The following is a 16,929-nucleotide window of genomic DNA, read 5'->3' on the forward strand; positions in this document are numbered from 1 at the left end:
GAATCATATAGATGAATTATGGAGAAAAATCACCTGCACTTTGGGATGCAATTAAAAGTGAAGAGAAAAGACAAGAAGATACAATTGAATTAATTGCATCAGAAAATATTGTTTCCGATGCTGTCCGAGAAGCACAAGGATCTGTTCTCACCAATAAATACGCAGAAGGATATCCCGGGAAAAGATACTATGGTGGATGTCAATATATTGACAAGGTAGAACAATTGGCAATTGACTATGCCAAAAAATTATTTAATGCAGAATATGCAAATGTGCAGCCTCATTCTGGTTCACAGGCAAACATGACAGTTTATAATGCTTTGCTAAAGCCAGGAGATACTATTTTAGGGATGGGTATGGATGCTGGCGGTCATCTTACGCATGGTTCAAAGGTTAATTTTTCAGGAAAAATTTTTAATTCTATTAGTTATGACTTAAATCCTGAAACTGAAGAATTGGATTTTGATCGAATTAGACAGCTTGCTATAGAGAAGAAGCCAAAATTAATTATTGCTGGTGCTTCTGCTTATAGCAGAATTATTGATTGGCAGAAGTTTCGTGAGATTGCGGACGAAGTTGGCGCCTACCTAATGGTTGATATGGCGCATATTGCAGGTTTAGTTGCAACGGGAGCACATCCGAGCCCAGTTCCTATAGCTGACGTTGTTACAACAACTACACATAAAACTTTGCGTGGTCCGCGTGGAGGAATGATTCTATCTAACAATAAAGAATTAGGGAAGAAAATTGATTCGGCTCTCTTTCCAGGAACGCAAGGTGGACCACTAGAGCATGTTATTGCTGCAAAGGCACAAGCTTTTTATGAAGATTTACAGCCAGAATTTACTCAATACATTGATCAAGTAATTAAGAATTCAAAAGCCATGGCTGAAGAATTTAAAAATAGCAAAAATATTCGCGTGGTTTCAGGTGGAACTGATAATCACTTGATGATTATTGATATTACCAAGACCGGCGTAACAGGAAAAGATGCCCAAAATTTACTAGACTCTGTAAATATTACGACTAACAAAGAGTCTATTCCTGGTGATAAGCGAAGCCCATTTATTACTAGTGGATTAAGAATTGGGACACCAGCAATAACTAGCCGAGGCTTTAAGGAATCCGATGCTAAAGAAGTTGCTAAAATAATTATTGAAGTTTTGGATAATCCTGAAGATGCAGGAGTACTAGCTCAGGCAAAAGAAAGAGTTAATGATTTAGTTACTAAATACCCTATCAAATAAAAGCTATTGACAGAAAAATATAAGCCAATTACAATATAATTAAATTTTTTAAGGAGTAGTTAATTATGAATACACAAGCTAAGTTTATGAAAAATAATCGTTGGCAAGGCCAGTAAATCAGGTTGTTAAGCAAGATGCAACCTGAAAGACTCAGATTGTATCTGTGCTGGCTGTGTATTTATTGTGGTCTGCATGGAATAACATGCAGACCTTTTTCTTTTTGTGATAAAAAAGTAACAGGAATCTGCATGTGAAGGTAGATTCCTGTTTTTTTGGAGAAAAATTATGAAAAGAATGTATGGATTAATTGTAATTTTAGTAGCTTTTTTAACCATAGCTTTTTTTGGAGAAAATAAACAAAAAGAAGAAAATAATAAAGTTCCCCGAGTTGGTGTATTAACCCTTATGCGTCACCCAGCTCTTGATGAGATATATCGCGGCTTTCGAGATGAGCTGAAAGAAGAGGGCTACGTAAATGGGAAAAATATCAAAATTGAATATCAAAATGCAAATAATGATCAGAGTAATTTACGTACGATGGCAATGAAACTAACTGATGAGCAGTCAAGAGTATTAGTTGGAATTACTACTCCAGCTGCCCAAGCATTGGCGAATACAACGAATAAGATTCCAATAGTTTTAGGTGCTGTAACAAGTCCAAAAACTAGTGGGCTAGTAAAAAATGAAAAACATCCCGAAAAAAATATTACTGGGGTATCAGATGCTGCTCCAATTAAGCAACAATTAGATTTAATTAGGGAATTTTTACCTAATTTAAAAACTTTAGGGGTAATTTATACTTCGAGTGATTCTTCTGCAGTTAGTGGCTTTCACGAGATTGAGCGTGAATGTAAAAAGAGAAAAATAAATTTAAAATCTTTCTCAATTGCAAATAGTAACGATCTTAATCAAGTTTCAGAGCAGATGTTTAGTCAAGTAGATGCCGTCATTGTACCAACTGATAACACAATTGCTGGAGCGATGGAAACACTAGTTAAAAATGGTAATGCTGCTAAAAAGCCAATTTTCCCTGCTGCAGCAACTATGGTAAAACAGGGTGGTCTTGCAACTTATAGTGTTAATCAATATGAGTTAGGAAAAATGACTGGAAAGATGACTATTGAAATTTTAAAGGGTAAAAAAGTTAGTTCTTTACCAATCGAAAGAGTGAAAAAGGGAGAACCGATCGTTAATTTAAAAGAAGCCAGAGAATTAAATCTTCAAGTGCCTCAACGATTTTTAGAAGAATGTCAGAAAAAAGGAGTTGTATATAGATGAACTTGATCGTATCTGCTATTGGCCAGGGTTTGCTATGGGCTTTGCTTGGCTTAGGATTATATTTGACATTTAGAATTTTGAATTTTGCTGATATGACCGTAGAAGGAACCTTTCCATTAGGTGCAGCTGTTGCAGTAGCTAATATTTCACACGGAATGTCTCCATACTTAGCTACTTTCTTAGCCCTTTTAGCTGGAATGGCAGCAGGTTTAGTAACGGGATTATTGTATACAAAAGGAAAAATTCCAATTCTACTTGCTGGTATTTTAACAATGACGGCAATTTATTCTATTAATTTAAGAATTATGGGCGGCTCTAATATTTCACTGATTGGTAAGAAGACATTACTCAATAATGAATTTTTAGAAAAATTACCTCAATATTTTAACAGTGTTGTTTTAGGTATTGTAGTTGTAATAGTAATTACAGGAATCTTAATTTTCTTTTTAAATACAGATTTTGGTCAAGCTTTTATTGCTACCGGAGATAATCCTAGTATGGCAAAATCATTAGGAATTTATACAGACTTTATGGTAATTATAGGATTGATGCTATCAAATGGAATAGTTGCCTTATGCGGAGCATTAATTGCGCAAAATAATGGTTATGCTGATATTAATATGGGAATTGGAACTATTGTTATTGCTTTAGCTTCAATTATTATTGGTGAAGTAGCTTTTGGAGAATTGACCTTAAATCAGCGTTTAGTAGCCGTAACTTTAGGTAGTATTATCTATCGTCTGATTTTGTTAGCTGTACTTCAGCTTGGATTTTCAGCTAATGACTTAAACTTGATCTCTTCTATTGTGTTAGCCCTCTGTATGATGCTCCCACAATTAGAAAAGTTTTTACATTTGAAAAAGCCAGTAGAAAGAGGTGTGAAAAAGCATGACTAAGCCAATTCTAGAATTAAAAGATGTCAAAACAACTGTTAAAACAGCTGATGGTGAAATTGTTCCAATCTTAAAAGGAATTAATTTAGAAATTAGATCTGGAGATTTTATTACTATAATTGGAACAAATGGTGCCGGTAAATCAACACTTTTTAATACGATTGCGGGCAGTTTAAAACCTGATAGTGGCATTCTTCGGCATAATGGGCAAGATATTACGAAAATGAGTGAAGAAAAGCGGACTCAGTTTATTGGACGAGTTTTTCAAGATCCTAAGATGGGGACTGCTCCTAGAATGACCGTGGCAGAGAATTTACTCTTAGCAACCAAGCGGGGAAAGAGAAGATTTTTAAAGATTAGAAGACTTAAGCAGAATTTACCTCGTTTTAAAAAACTAGCTGCGGTTATGAACAATGGTTTAGAAAACTGCCTGAATACATTTGTAGAGGGCTTATCTGGAGGCCAAAGACAAGCTTTGAGCTTCTTGATGGCTACAATAGAAAAGCCTGATATTTTGCTATTAGATGAGCATACAGCAGCTTTAGATCCTCATACTAGTGAAAATCTGCTAGCAGTAACTGATAAACAAATTAAAGAAAATAAATTAACTGCCTTAATGATTACGCATCATATGGAGGATGCTTTAAAATATGGAAATCGTCTTTTGGTATTAAAGGATGGTCAAGTTAAAGCGGATATTAGTGAAGAAGAAAAAAAGAGTTTAAAAGTAAGTGATCTTTATAGCTATTTTGAAGATTGATCTAAAACCTAGGGCTGGTTGTCGGTTCTAGGTTTTTTAGTTAAAATAATTTTTAATTGTTTTAAGTATAGATTTAATTTTTATAAAGAAGGGATGTAAGAGATGTGAATAAGGGACACAAAATAAGTTTATTTTCAGCAATAATGCTAGCCCTTAATTCGTTGATTGGATCAGGATGGCTTTTTGGATCATGTTCAGCAGCAAAAATTGCCGGCCCAGCGGCTATCTTATCTTGGATAATCGGTGCAGTTATTATTATTGCAATTGCCTTAACCTATGTTGAACTAGGAACTATGTTTCCTGAAAGTGGGGGAATGAGTAAATATGCTCAATATAGCCATGGGCACATGCTTGGTTTTATCGCTGCTTGGGCAAATTGGATTTCGCTGGTAACCTTGGTGCCAATGGAGGCAGTTGCGGCTGTTCAATACATGAGTTCTTGGCCATGGAAGTGGGCAAACTGGACACATCACTTTATGCAAGACGGAAATATAACTACACCGGGGCTATTATTGGTATTTGTGTTCATGATTATTTTTACTTTAATTAATTTCTGGTCAATTAAAATCATGACCCACTTTACTAATTTGATCTCTGTTTTTAAAGTACTCTTGCCTACGATAACAATCATTATGCTGTTTGCATCTAGTTTTCATCCCGCTAACTTTGGTCACGATGTAAAAACATTTATGCCTTATGGAAGTAGAGCAATTTTTGAAGCAGCTTCTGGTGCTGGTATCATCATGTCTTATGACGCATTTCAGACAGTAATTAATATTGGTGGTGAATTAAAGAATCCGCGAAAGAATATTATTCGTGGAGTTTTAATTTCCATGTTTGTGACGGCTGCAATTTATATTTTGCTTCAAGTAACCTTTATTGGAGCGGTTGATCCAGCAATGCTTGCTAAGAAATCCTGGCATGGAATTAATTTTGCGTCCCCATTTGCAGATATTGCAATCCTTTTAGGAATTAATTGGCTTGTGATTTTACTTTATATGGATGCTTTTGTTTCACCTTTTGGTACTGGAGTAGCTTTTGTCGCAACTGCATCAAGAGCTCTGGCTGCAATGACGTACACAAAACACTTACCAGCTTGGTTAGGGAGACTTAATAGACGCTATCTCGTGCCTCGTTTTGCGATGATTGCGGATTTGATTTTAGCGATGATTTTAGTAAGTGTCTTTAGAAACTGGAATTTACTTGCAACAGTAATTACTTGTGCAACTTTGATTGCTTATTTAACTGGTCCAGTTACTACTATTACTTTAAGAAAAATAGCACCGGATTTAGATAGACCATATAAACCTACATATATGCGTTGGTTTGCTCCTTTAACTTTTGTATTAACTAGCTTAGCTATTTATTGGACGATGTGGCCAACAACAATTCAAGTTATTTTGGTTATTCTTGTGGGAATCCCAATTTATTTCTATTACGAAGTTAAATATCAAAAGAAAGATTTTAAATCGCAGTTTAAGCATGCTGCTTGGCTTTTAGGGTATTTAGTATTTATTTCTATCATGTCTTATTGTGGTAGCGACGGCTTTGGTGGACAAAACTGGATTCAATATCCTTGGGATTTTTTATTGATTGCAATTGTTTCATTGCTGTTTTATAAAGTTGCAATTGATACAGGACTAGAAAAAGTTGATCCAGTGGCAATAAAAGTAAACGAAAAAATTAAGCTTAAGAAGGACTAGAATTAAGTACACTAGTATAAATTAGCTTGAATTATAGTCAGAAAGGTGCTATCCTTAACTAGTCGTAAAATAATCTATGATCTGAAATATTGATCATGGCAAAGGAGTATTAAACAATGAGAAAAGGGATTCATCCAGATTACCAAGAAGTTGTTTTCATGGACTCAGCAACTGGTGCTAAGTTCGTAGCTGGTTCTACTTTAAAACCAGAAGAAACAGTTGAATTCGAAGGTAAGACTTACCCATTAGTTCGTGTTGAAATTTCTTCAGATTCTCACCCATTCTACACTGGCAAGCAAAAGTTTGCACAAGCAGATGGTCGTATCGAAAAATTCAACAAGAAGTACGGTATGTCTTCAAAGAATTAATAATTCTTGGTTTTTACCAAAAGAGCAGCCCACTTTGGACTGCTCTTTTTTTATGCTTAACGTGGTATAATTCTTATTGATATGCATGGAGCCTTTTTCTTACTGAAATAAGTCAGTATAATAGGAGTACATGCAATTTTAGGTAGGAGTAATTTATTTATTATGAAAATGCAACTTGCTGAGATCGCTAAAGCATTAAATAGTTCAGTTAATATGGGAGAAGATAAGGTCATTACATCTGTTGTTTTTGACTCAAGAAAAGTAACTCCCAACTCTTTGTTTATTCCCTTAGATGGTGCAAGGGATGGACATGATTTTGTATCTAATGCAATGGCAAACGGAGCAGAAGCAACTCTTTGGAAAAAAGGCCATGAGGGTATGCCTACTGATGTGCCAGTTATTGAAGTGGAAGATCCGCTAACTGCACTTCAAAATTTAGCTAAATATTACTTAGGTAAAGTTAATCCAACTGTTGTTGGGATTACTGGATCTAATGGTAAAACTACAACTAAGGATATGGTTGCAGCTGTTTTATCAAAAAGATTTAACGTGCATAAGACACAGGCTAACTTTAATAACGAAATTGGGGTACCTGTAACTATTTTAGAGATGAAACCATCTACTGAAATTTTAGTTCTTGAGATGGGGATGGATCGTCCGGGACAATTACACCATTTAAGTGAATTAGTAAGACCAGATGTTTGTGTCATCACAATGATTGGTGAAGCTCATATTGAGTTCTTTGGTACTAGAGATAAGATTGCAGACGCTAAAATGGAAATTACTGACTTCTTAAAGGAAGACGGTAAGTTTATTTACAATGGCGATGAACCTTTATTAGAAGAGCGTGTAGCTAAGATTAAGCAAGAAAAGAGTACTTTTGGTTTTAGAGAAGAAGATACTGTTTTTGCAACTACATTTAGATCTTACATGCATCATGCTACTTTTGAAGTAAATGAGTCAACACAACAATTTAAAATTCCAATGATTGGAAAACATAATGTCTCTAATGCTCTTGCAGCTATTAGTGTAGGACGCCATTTTGGTGAAAATGATGAACAAATTGCCCAAGCTTTAGCTAACTTCACTCCAACAGCAAATAGAATGCAATGGAAGAAGGGGGATGTAGGCGAAGCAATTATGGATGATGTCTACAACTCAAATCCAACTGCTGTTAAGGCTGTTACGACTTCGTTTGGACAAGTAATGGTCGAAGATGGTGGACGTAGAATTGCTGTCTTAGGTGATATGTTAGAGCTTGGGGATGAATCAGCTGATCTTCACGCTTCACTTGCCACTAGCTTGGATCCAGCAATTATTAACGAACTATATTTATATGGTCCAGAAATGAAAAACTTATATGATGCTCTTGTTGATAAGTACCCAGCAGAAAATTTGCACTATTATCCACAAGACCAAATGAATCATATGATTGATGACTTAAAGAATGACATTAAACCAGCTGATATTGTAATGCTAAAGGGATCACATGGGATGCATTTAGAAAAGGTTTTAGACCGTCTCATGTAGGAAGGAATTAGATATTTGAAATTTTCTGAAATGAACTTAAAACCTGAAATTTTAAAAGCTATTAAGCGTTCAGGTTTTGAAGAAGCTACCCCAATTCAAGAAAAAACCATTCCTCTCGTTTTGGAGGGAAAAGATGTAATTGGTCAAGCACAAACAGGTACTGGTAAAACTGCTGCCTTTGGTTTGCCAATTTTACAAAATTTAGATAAACAACACGATTCAATTCAAGCTATTATTATTGAACCTACTCGTGAATTGGCTATTCAAACCCAAGAAGAGTTGTTCCGCTTAGGTCGTGATGAAAAAGCTCGCGTTCAAGTGGTTTATGGCGGTGCTGATATTCGACGTCAGATTCGTGCTTTAAAACAGACACCGGCAATTTTGGTGGGAACGCCTGGACGTTTACTTGACCATTTAAAACGTGGCACAATCGATATCTCTAAAGTTAAAACAATTGTTTTAGATGAAGCTGATGAAATGCTTGATATGGGATTTATTCAGGATATTGAAAGTATTCTGAAATATGCATCAAGTAAACATCAAACATTACTTTTCTCTGCTACAATGCCAAAGCCAATTTTACGAATTGGTGAAAAATTCATGAATGATCCTGAGATTGTAAAAATCAAAGGAAAAGAATTAACTGCTAATTTAATTGATCAGTATTTTGTGAGAGCAAAAGAAAATGAAAAGTTCGACATCTTATGTCGCTTAATTGATGTTCAAAATCCTGATCTAGCCGTTATTTTTGGTAGAACTAAGAGACGTGTTGATGAATTAACACGTGGGCTGCAAGCACGTGGGTATAACGCTGCTGGAATTCATGGTGATCTGTCTCAAGCTAAGCGAATGAGCGTGTTAAAGAGATTCCGAAAGGGTAAGCTCGATATTTTAGTTGCAACTGATGTGGCAGCCCGTGGATTAGATATTTCTGGGGTTAGTCATGTTTATAACTATGATATTCCGCAAGATCCGGATTCTTATGTTCACCGTATTGGTAGAACTGGACGTGCCGGTCAGAATGGAATGTCTGTAACTTTTGTTACTCCAAATGAAATTGGCTATATGCGTACTATAGAACAATTAACGCATAAAAAGATGATGCCGCTTAAGCCACCAACAGATGAAGAAGCATTTAGGGGACAATTAAGTGCAGCTAATAAAAAGGTAGCAGAATTACTCGATAGTGATCTTTCTAAATATACTGAAGAGGCATCTCAACTTCTTGATGATTATTCTGCCATTGACTTAGTAGCTGCTTTATTAAAAGACTTGTCTAAAGATGCAGACAGTGTAAAAGTAAAGATTACACCTGAAAAGCCATTACCGTTTAAATCAAAGCATGGTAACAATCGAAACTTTAAACGTAATTTCAAACGTGGTGGAGATCGAAATGAAAGATATCATCGTAAGCCTAGTGCCCGTAAAGGTGGCAGAAAGCATGATTTCGTTATCAAGAAAAAAGATTAATTTTTGTTACTGGAGAGCTGTAGTTGCTACAGCTCTTTTTTGTAATATAATGTATCAATGTGTGAGGTGAAAATAATGATTAGAGGCGTAGGAATTGACTCAGTTGAAGTTGAACGCATGAAAAAGATAGTTGAAAAAGGCGATAAATTTGCTAAAAGAGTATTAACTCCAAAAGAATTTGAACAATATCAACAATTAAAAGGAAAACGCAAGGTAGAATATCTTGGTGGCCGTTTTTCTTTAAAAGAATCTTTTTCAAAAGCAATGGGAACTGGGTTAGGTAAATATGTTGGTTTTCAAGATATTGAAACATTATGGGATGACTTAGGACATCCAGTAATGACCTCGACTAAGTTTTCTGGAAATATTTTTCCTAGTATCACACATGATGATCATGAGATTATAACAGTTGTAGTTTTGGAGGAATTAGATTAATGGTTCCAGGAATTCATCGTCCAGCCGTAGTAAAGGTAAACTTGGGCGCTATTAAAAGAAATCTTGAAAATGAGATGGAGCATCTAGAGCCAGGACAAAAGATGCTTGCAGTTGTAAAAGCTAACGGCTATGGACACGGTGCAGTAGGAGTATCTAGGGTTGCAGATAAGGTAGGCGCAGCTGGATTTTGCGTTGCAATTTTAGATGAAGCATTAGAGTTAAGACATGCAGATATTACAAAACCAATTTTAGTTTTAGGCGTTGTTTCTCCTGAATATGCTCCAATTGCTGCTGTAAATAACGTTTCATTAACTGTTCCAAACTTAGAATGGCTTAAAGAAGCAGAGAAGTACTTAAAAGATGCAAATTTGCAATTGAAGATTCATTTAGGTATTGATTCCGGAATGGGTAGAATCGGATTTAATGAAGACGCAGACTTTATTGCCGCTAATGAGTTTTTAGAGAATAACGATAATTTCTTTATTGAAGGAATGTTTGCCCATTTTGCTTCTGCTGATAGCAGTGATGAAACTTATTTCAAACATCAATGTGAAAAATTTAATCATATGAAGAGCCTGCTTACTGTAAAGCCAAAGTGGATTCATGTTGATAATACGGCCGCAAGTATTTTTCATGATGGAATTAAAAGTGATTTAGTTAGATTTGGTATTGGAATTTATGGCTTAAATCCGTCTTCTAACCCTAGCTCACCAGATTTGAAATCAAATATTAAGTTGGAACCTGCATTGTCATTTGAAAGTGAATTGACTCATGTTAAGACAATTCACCAAGGCGACGGCGTTGGATACGGCTCAACCTTTGTTGCAGATGAGGATACAATTATTGGAACTGTACCTGTTGGCTATGCAGATGGTTTTATTAGAAAATTCCAGGGTTTCAAGATTAAAGTAGGAGATACATATTGCCCAATTGTTGGTCGAATTTGTATGGATCAATTTATGGTTAAGATGCCTAAAAAGATGTCAGTGGGAACCAAAGTAACCATTATTTCTGCTAATCCTGATGATCCAAATAATATTAAAGCTGCAGCTGATTATGTTGATACAATTCATTATGAAGTTGCTTGCTTATTAAATGATCGCTTACCACGTGTATATTACGAAAATTAAAAATAAAAAGTAAAATAAAAGCTTGTTTAACCAATTTGGCTAAGCAAGCTTTTTTAACTATAGTAATTAAGATAATTAGTCTTTTAATTCTCCAGGTTTTTCTGCGCTACGGATTGTTAAACCTGATTGAAGATCTTCAATTTCAGCAACAACAAAACCCTTCTTTTCAAGTCGGTTGACGATAGCAGTCATTGTTTCGCGAGAAACACCAATAGGAAGAGTAAATAAGTTACGGCGAACTAATTCACCAGTTTTGACATCTAAAGTTAAACAACCGGCAATATTACTATATTTAGAAATAATTTTTGCCATTTTAACTAAATTACCACGATCATTATCTGAAAGGATAGTCAAAACATAAGAACCATTTTTGATATTCCAAGCATCAGAAAGCATATCTAGCAAACGAGCGTGAGTCAAAATTCCATAGAAATGGTTTTCTTCATCCAATACAGCAATGTATGGGAGGTCTTTAATGTTAAAGAATACACGGAAGAAAGGTGAATTTACCTTAATTGTTTTAGTAGCGTTTTTAAGCAAGTAAGTTACAGGTAAATTCATGTCGCCGCCTTGAGATTTATGACGGTAAATATGCATTTTATAAATATTTCCACGGAAGATAGTTCCGGTATCGTCTAAAATAGGGACACAACGAAAGCCGGAGTCTTCTAAGATTTTTAATGCTTCGGCAAGAGTAGCTTTTTCGTTGACTGTAGTTAAGTAATCTTTTTTATAGACAAGAGATTTGATTAGCATGATTAGCCTCCATACATCTGAAATTTACAAGCCATTATACCATAGTTTTATATAAAAATTAAAGACTGATTAAACAATTTTAATTTAGAAAATAAAAGAGCATCCACAAATGTGAATGCTCTTTTACAGGAAAAAGTCTTAATTATTGACGAACCTTTACGCCAGTTTCTTTGAAGGCTTTGTCCATAACTTCTTTTAATTGTTTTGCAGAAGCTTCCATCTTAGCTTGTTCGTCAGCGTTCAATGGCATTTCAATAACTTGTTCCAAGCCATGACGACCAACAACTGCTGGAGTACCGATGTGAATATCGTGTAAGCCGTATTCACCATCCATAGGTACTGAAAGTGGAAGAACTCTGTGTTCGTTGTTCAAGATAGCCTTAGTAATGAATGCTAAAGCAGTACCGATACCGTAGAAAGTAGCACCCTTCTTGTTAATGATGTCGTAAGCCATATCTGCAACTTCCTTGTGGATTGCTTCAAGCTTGTTTTCACCAACTTCTGGGTGAGCCTTTACCCAGTCGCTAACTTTTACGCCCCCAACATTGTTGTAGCTCCATACTGGGAATTCAGTATCACCGTGTTCACCAAGCATGTATGCGTTAACTGAACGTGGGTCAACGTGTTCCATTTCACCGATAACTTTTTGAAGACGACCAGTATCAAGTGAAGTACCTGAACCGATAACACGATCCTTAGGGAATCCTGACATTCTCCAAGTTGCGTGAGTTAAGATATCAACTGGGTTAGCAGCAACTAAGAAAATACCATTGAAACCTGATTCAACGATTGGTTCAACGATTGAAGATAAAATCTTTAAGTTCTTGTTAACAAGGTCAAGACGAGTTTCACCTGGCTTTTGTGGAGCACCAGCAGAAATAACTACCAAGTCAGCATCTTTTGCGTCTGAGTATTCTGCAGAGTAAATAGTCTTTGGTGCAATCCAAGGAGTAGCGTCTGCTAAGTCAATAGCATCACCTTGAGTTCTTTCTTTAACGATATCAACGATACCTAATTCTTGTGCGATACCTTGTTGAACTAATGAGAATGCGTAAGTAGAACCTACAGCACCGTCACCAACAAGAATAATCTTATGAATTTTTTCTTCTGACATTTGCTAATACTTCCTTCCATATTAGTGATTTATTTAACAATAACGATTATATCATATTGGAATTTAAAAATTAAAAATATAATTTTAAAGATCTAATTAATTATTTGTAAGTAAGCGTGTGCTATAATCTCAAGAGCAATAAGCAGATTTAGAATGAAATATTTATCAAAGAGGATGAAAAAGAATGAAGTTAATTGCAGGTTTAGGAAATCCAGGTAGAAAATATGATCAGACTAAGCATAATACAGGTTTTATGGCATTAGATCATTATTTAGAGAAAAATGGTTTAACCCTAGATAAGGATAAGTTTGAAGGCTTATGGACAAAACAAAAGATCAACGGTGAAGATGTGATTTTTCTTGAACCACAGACTTTTATGAACGATTCGGGAAAATCAATCGCGCAAGTAGCTAATTTCTTTAAAATTAAGCCTGAAGATATTTTAGTTATTCATGATGATATGGACATGCCAATTGGAAAGATTAGAATTCGTGCAAATGGTAAATCAGGGGGTCATAATGGAATTAAGAGCATTATGGCTTGCTTAGGAACGAACAATTTTAATCGATTAAAAATTGGAATTCGCCATCCTGAAAACGAAAGTGTTGTTTCTTGGGTATTAAGTCCCTTTAATAATGACCAGCAAAAACTGATGGATGCAGCTTTTGAGACAAGTGAGAATGTCATTAATGATTTTATTAAAGGGAAGAACGCCCAATATTTAATGAATCAGTATAATTAGAATGAACATTACAGAATTAATAAAAAAAGATAAAGATTTAAATAACTTTATTGAAAAAGCTCCAGTAGAAAAAAGATCGCTTTTAACTGGAGTAAATTCGGGTGCTTTTGCTGCTGTACTGATGCAAATGCTAAAAACTTGGCAGCAACCGTTGATTTTGGTTGAAGATAATGAAGAAAAGGCGCAGACGCTTTTAGATGAATTAGGAAACTTATTGCCTGATGATATGGTATTTAGCTTCCCAGTTGATGCTACAATTGCTACCCAAACGGCTATTGCATCTCCGGACGAACTTAGTCAAAGATTGCAGACCTTAGAGTTTTTAGCTGAAAAGAGAGCGGGGATTGTTGTAGTAACGCCTCAAGCTTTACAGTATAAGTTGAGTGATCCGAGAGATTTTACTAAGGCAAAAAAGATATTTAAGCCTGAGGCAGAATTCGATTTAGATAAGTTAACTGAATGGCTTACGCAGGCAGGGTATCGCAGAGAAAGCATTGTAGCCCGTCCTGGAGAATTTGCTCGTCGAGGAGATATTCTTGATATTTATCCTTTGGATCAAGAGAATCCGATTCGAATTGAATTCTTTGGGGATGAAGTTGATACCGTAAAGGAGTTTGATTCAGCTACACAGCGTAGTTTAGAAGAAAAAGACAGTATTTCAATTGGCCCAGCTCTAGATCGAGTATTTTCACCACATAATTTTCAAGAAGCGGTAGAAAAAATAAAGCAGGATATGAGCGAATCAATTGCTGAAGAAGAGAGCGTTAAAAATCATTTTGTTAAGGCAATTGATTTATTAGAAGCTGGTGGTTTACCAGATAACTATGCCTTTTTAATTGATTATTTACTTCCGCGATCTTTCAATTTAATTGATTATTTAGATAAAGATGGCTTATTACTATTTGATGATTGGCAGTCCATAAAAAAGAATGTAGCTGATGTGGATGCTCAAAATGAAGCTTTTATTTCCGAAGAAATAAAAGCCGGAGCAATGCTGAATAGTCAAAAATTACGCCATAGTTTTGAGCGAGTTGTTCAAAAATCAAAGCAAGCTCAGATTTTATTCTCGCTTTTCCAAAAAGGAATGGGCCGATTAAAATTTGATCAAATTCTTAACTTTACCACACGAGAAGTTCAACAGTTCTTTAGTCAAATGCCTTTGATTAAAAGTGAGCTAACACGATTTTCTAATGAAGGAAATACGGTTATCTTGCAAGCTGATTCGGAAACTCGTGCCAAGCAAATCGCTCAAAATTTAGTTGATTATGGCGTTGATATTCCGGTTGTAAAAGCAGATCAACTTTTATCAAATAAAGCTCAAATAACTGTAGGTAATTTTGCACATGGTTTTGCTTTACCTAGTTTAGATTTGGTTTATTTAACTGAACGAGAATTATTCAATCAAAGACCACATCACCGCAAACGTGTTAAGACTCTTGAAAATGCTCAACGGTTAAGAAACTATAATGAATTAAAACCAGGCGATTATGTTGTTCATGTCAATCATGGTATTGGACGGTTTGAAGGAATTAAAACATTAGATGTAGATGGTAAAAAACGTGACTATATCACTATTACTTATCAACATCATGATCAGCTATTTGTCCCTGCTGACCAATTAGGTTTAGTACAAAAATATGTGGCTTCTGAAGGCAGAGTTCCTCATATTAATAAATTGGGAAGCTCTGAGTGGACTAAGACTAAAAAACGGGTTCAGTCAAAAGTTGAAGATATCGCAGATGATTTGATTGAACTATACGCAAAACGTGAGTCTGAAAAAGGATTTGCTTTCAGTCCGGATGATGATTTACAAAAAGAATTCGAAGATGCTTTCCCATATCCTGAAACTCCAGATCAGCTTCGTTCAATTAGAGAAATTAAGGCTGATATGGAAAGTCCGAAGCCAATGGATCGACTTTTAGTGGGAGATGTAGGCTTTGGTAAAACTGAAGTTGCCTTGAGAGCTGCTTTTAAAGCAATTCGGGATGGAAAACAAGTTGCCTTTTTAGCTCCAACTACTATTTTGGCGCAACAACATTTTGAAACCATGCAAGACCGCTTTAAAGATTTTCCAGTCAATTGTGCGCTTTTATCACGTTTTCAAACTCCTGCTGAAGTGAAGGAGATAGTTGAAGGTGTAAAAAGTGGCAAGATTGATATGGTCGTTGGAACACACCGCTTGCTCTCAAAAGATGTCCAATTTAAAGACCTAGGCTTGTTAATTATTGATGAAGAACAGCGATTTGGAGTTAAGCATAAGGAAAGGCTAAAAGAATTAAAAGCCAATATCGATGTTTTGACTTTGACTGCTACTCCAATCCCTCGTACTTTACATATGTCGATGGTAGGAGTACGAGATCTTTCAGTTATGGAGACGCCACCTACTAACCGTTATCCAATTCAAACTTATGTTATGGAAGAAATGCCAAGTATTGTTCGTGAGGCCGTCCTTAGAGAAATGAAGCGTAACGGGCAAGTATTTTTCTTACATAATCGGATTGATGATATCGATAAAGTTGTTAGTCAATTAGAAGAACTGATTCCAGAAGCTAAAATCGAATATATTCATGGCCGCATGAGTGAAAACCAAATGGAAGATATCATGTATCGTTTTTCAAAAAACGAATTTGATATCTTGGTAACAACAACAATTATTGAAACGGGCGTTGATATGCCAAATGTTAATACTATGATTGTTGAAGATGCAGATCATTATGGATTAAGTCAGCTATATCAATTACGTGGTCGAATAGGCAGAAGTGCCCGTTTAGCCTATGCCTATTTCCTTTATCAACCAAATAAAGTCTTAACTGAAATTGGTGAAAAACGGCTTAGTGCAATCCGCGACTTTACTGAATTAGGATCCGGCTTTAAAATTGCTATGCGTGATTTATCAATTAGAGGGGCCGGTAATATGCTTGGAAAACAGCAGCATGGCTTCATTGATAGTGTTGGCTATGATTTATATGCCCAAATGTTAGACGAAGCAATTAAGAAACGTAAAGGTAAAAAAGTTGCGGTTAAATCTAATGCAGAAGTTCAATTTGATTTGGAAGCATATATTCCCGATGATTATATTGCAGATCAAGAGCAAAAAATTGAGTTCTATAAGAAAATTAAGGGGATCAATGATCAAAAAGAGGCGGACAATATCGCAGATGAATTAATTGATCGCTTTGGTGATTATCCACTTGCTGTAGAAAATCTTTTGAATGTATCTACAGTTAAGGCAGATGCAGATTTAGCTAAAGTTGTATCTCTTACTCAAAAATCAAATGATAAGTTGCAAGTCATTTTTAATAATCAAGCTAGTGAGGAATTAGAAGGACCAAATATTTTTAAGGCCCTAGAACATGTATCCCTAAGAGCACGAATTAACATGGATCCGCAAAAGAGATTGAACGTAATGCTTGAGCTTGAGAAAAATATGAGTACTAGACAATTATTTAATGAGCTTCATACATTCTTAGAAGCAGCTAGTGAGATTGTTCAAAAATAAGGAG

Annotated in this window: 14 protein-coding genes; 12 read left to right on the top strand and 2 right to left on the bottom strand. The window is 35.5% G+C overall.

Translation table 11 applies throughout. The features are described 5' to 3' along the window. The first annotated feature begins 11 nt into the window (after positions 1-11). From glyA to alr, 10 genes are all read left to right on the top strand, one after another. Positions 12-1,247 (top strand): serine hydroxymethyltransferase, encoded by a 1,236-nt coding sequence (gene glyA / locus GTO82_RS01445; RefSeq protein WP_180873522.1) that lies wholly within the window; start codon positions 12-14, stop codon positions 1,245-1,247. A gap of 285 nt (positions 1,248-1,532) precedes the next feature. After that, entirely contained in the window at positions 1,533-2,525 is a 993-nt protein-coding gene (trpX, locus tag GTO82_RS01450; protein WP_180873523.1) for a tryptophan ABC transporter substrate-binding protein, read from the top strand. After that, positions 2,522-3,421, top strand: a complete 900-nt coding sequence (locus tag GTO82_RS01455) for an ABC transporter permease (protein WP_069168874.1) — start codon at positions 2,522-2,524, stop codon at positions 3,419-3,421. The genes trpX and GTO82_RS01455 overlap by 4 nt, the downstream gene beginning before the upstream one ends. Then, on the top strand, positions 3,414-4,178 hold the full coding sequence (locus tag GTO82_RS01460; RefSeq protein WP_180873524.1) for an ABC transporter ATP-binding protein: 765 nt from the start codon (positions 3,414-3,416) through the stop codon (positions 4,176-4,178). Before GTO82_RS01455 ends, GTO82_RS01460 begins: the two co-directional genes overlap by 8 nt. 143 nt (positions 4,179-4,321) lie before the next feature. After that, entirely contained in the window at positions 4,322-5,881 is a 1,560-nt protein-coding gene (locus GTO82_RS01465; RefSeq protein ID WP_260983191.1) for an APC family permease, read from the top strand. A 116-nt stretch (positions 5,882-5,997) separates the two neighbouring features. Then, positions 5,998-6,249: a type B 50S ribosomal protein L31 gene (locus tag GTO82_RS01470; RefSeq protein WP_004895935.1), complete on the top strand. Its 252-nt coding sequence runs from the start codon at positions 5,998-6,000 to the stop codon at positions 6,247-6,249. 162 nt (positions 6,250-6,411) lie between these two features. Beyond that, positions 6,412-7,779, top strand: a complete 1,368-nt coding sequence (locus GTO82_RS01475) for a UDP-N-acetylmuramoyl-tripeptide--D-alanyl-D-alanine ligase (protein ID WP_180873526.1) — start codon at positions 6,412-6,414, stop codon at positions 7,777-7,779. A gap of 15 nt (positions 7,780-7,794) precedes the next feature. Continuing rightward, on the top strand, positions 7,795-9,249 hold the full coding sequence (locus GTO82_RS01480; protein ID WP_180873527.1) for a DEAD/DEAH box helicase: 1,455 nt from the start codon (positions 7,795-7,797) through the stop codon (positions 9,247-9,249). Positions 9,250-9,324: 75 nt separating this feature from the next. Further along, positions 9,325-9,684 (top strand): holo-ACP synthase, encoded by a 360-nt coding sequence (gene acpS / locus GTO82_RS01485; protein ID WP_004898890.1) that lies wholly within the window; start codon positions 9,325-9,327, stop codon positions 9,682-9,684. Then, positions 9,684-10,814 (top strand): alanine racemase, encoded by a 1,131-nt coding sequence (gene alr / locus GTO82_RS01490; protein ID WP_180873528.1) that lies wholly within the window; start codon positions 9,684-9,686, stop codon positions 10,812-10,814. Before acpS ends, alr begins: the two co-directional genes overlap by 1 nt. A gap of 75 nt (positions 10,815-10,889) precedes the next feature. Here the strand turns inward: alr and cbpA are convergent, their stop codons facing one another. Together cbpA and GTO82_RS01500 are read right to left on the bottom strand one after the other, a co-directional pair. Next, complete coding sequence (cbpA, locus tag GTO82_RS01495; protein WP_061400965.1) at positions 10,890-11,570, bottom strand: cyclic di-AMP binding protein CbpA; 681 nt, start codon at positions 11,568-11,570, stop codon at positions 10,890-10,892. A 142-nt stretch (positions 11,571-11,712) separates the two neighbouring features. Next, the gene (locus GTO82_RS01500) at positions 11,713-12,684 is read right to left on the bottom strand and encodes an L-lactate dehydrogenase (RefSeq protein WP_004898900.1); all 972 of its coding nucleotides are present in this window, start codon (positions 12,682-12,684) and stop codon (positions 11,713-11,715) included. 184 nt (positions 12,685-12,868) lie between these two features. Here GTO82_RS01500 and pth point away from each other — a divergent pair, with 184 nt between their 5' ends. Together pth and mfd are read left to right on the top strand one after the other, a co-directional pair. Further along, a complete protein-coding gene (pth, locus tag GTO82_RS01505) occupies positions 12,869-13,426 on the top strand; it encodes an aminoacyl-tRNA hydrolase (RefSeq protein WP_094497767.1) in 558 nt (185 codons plus the stop codon). Position 13,427: 1 nt separating this feature from the next. Continuing rightward, positions 13,428-16,925, top strand: coding sequence for a transcription-repair coupling factor (gene mfd / locus GTO82_RS01510; RefSeq protein ID WP_180873529.1), 3,498 nt, complete (start codon positions 13,428-13,430; stop codon positions 16,923-16,925). Positions 16,926-16,929: the final 4 nt, after the last annotated feature.

The sequence above is a fragment of the Lactobacillus johnsonii genome, from assembly GCF_013487865.1.
GTDB classification, from domain to species: Bacteria; Bacillota; Bacilli; order Lactobacillales; family Lactobacillaceae; genus Lactobacillus; species Lactobacillus johnsonii_A.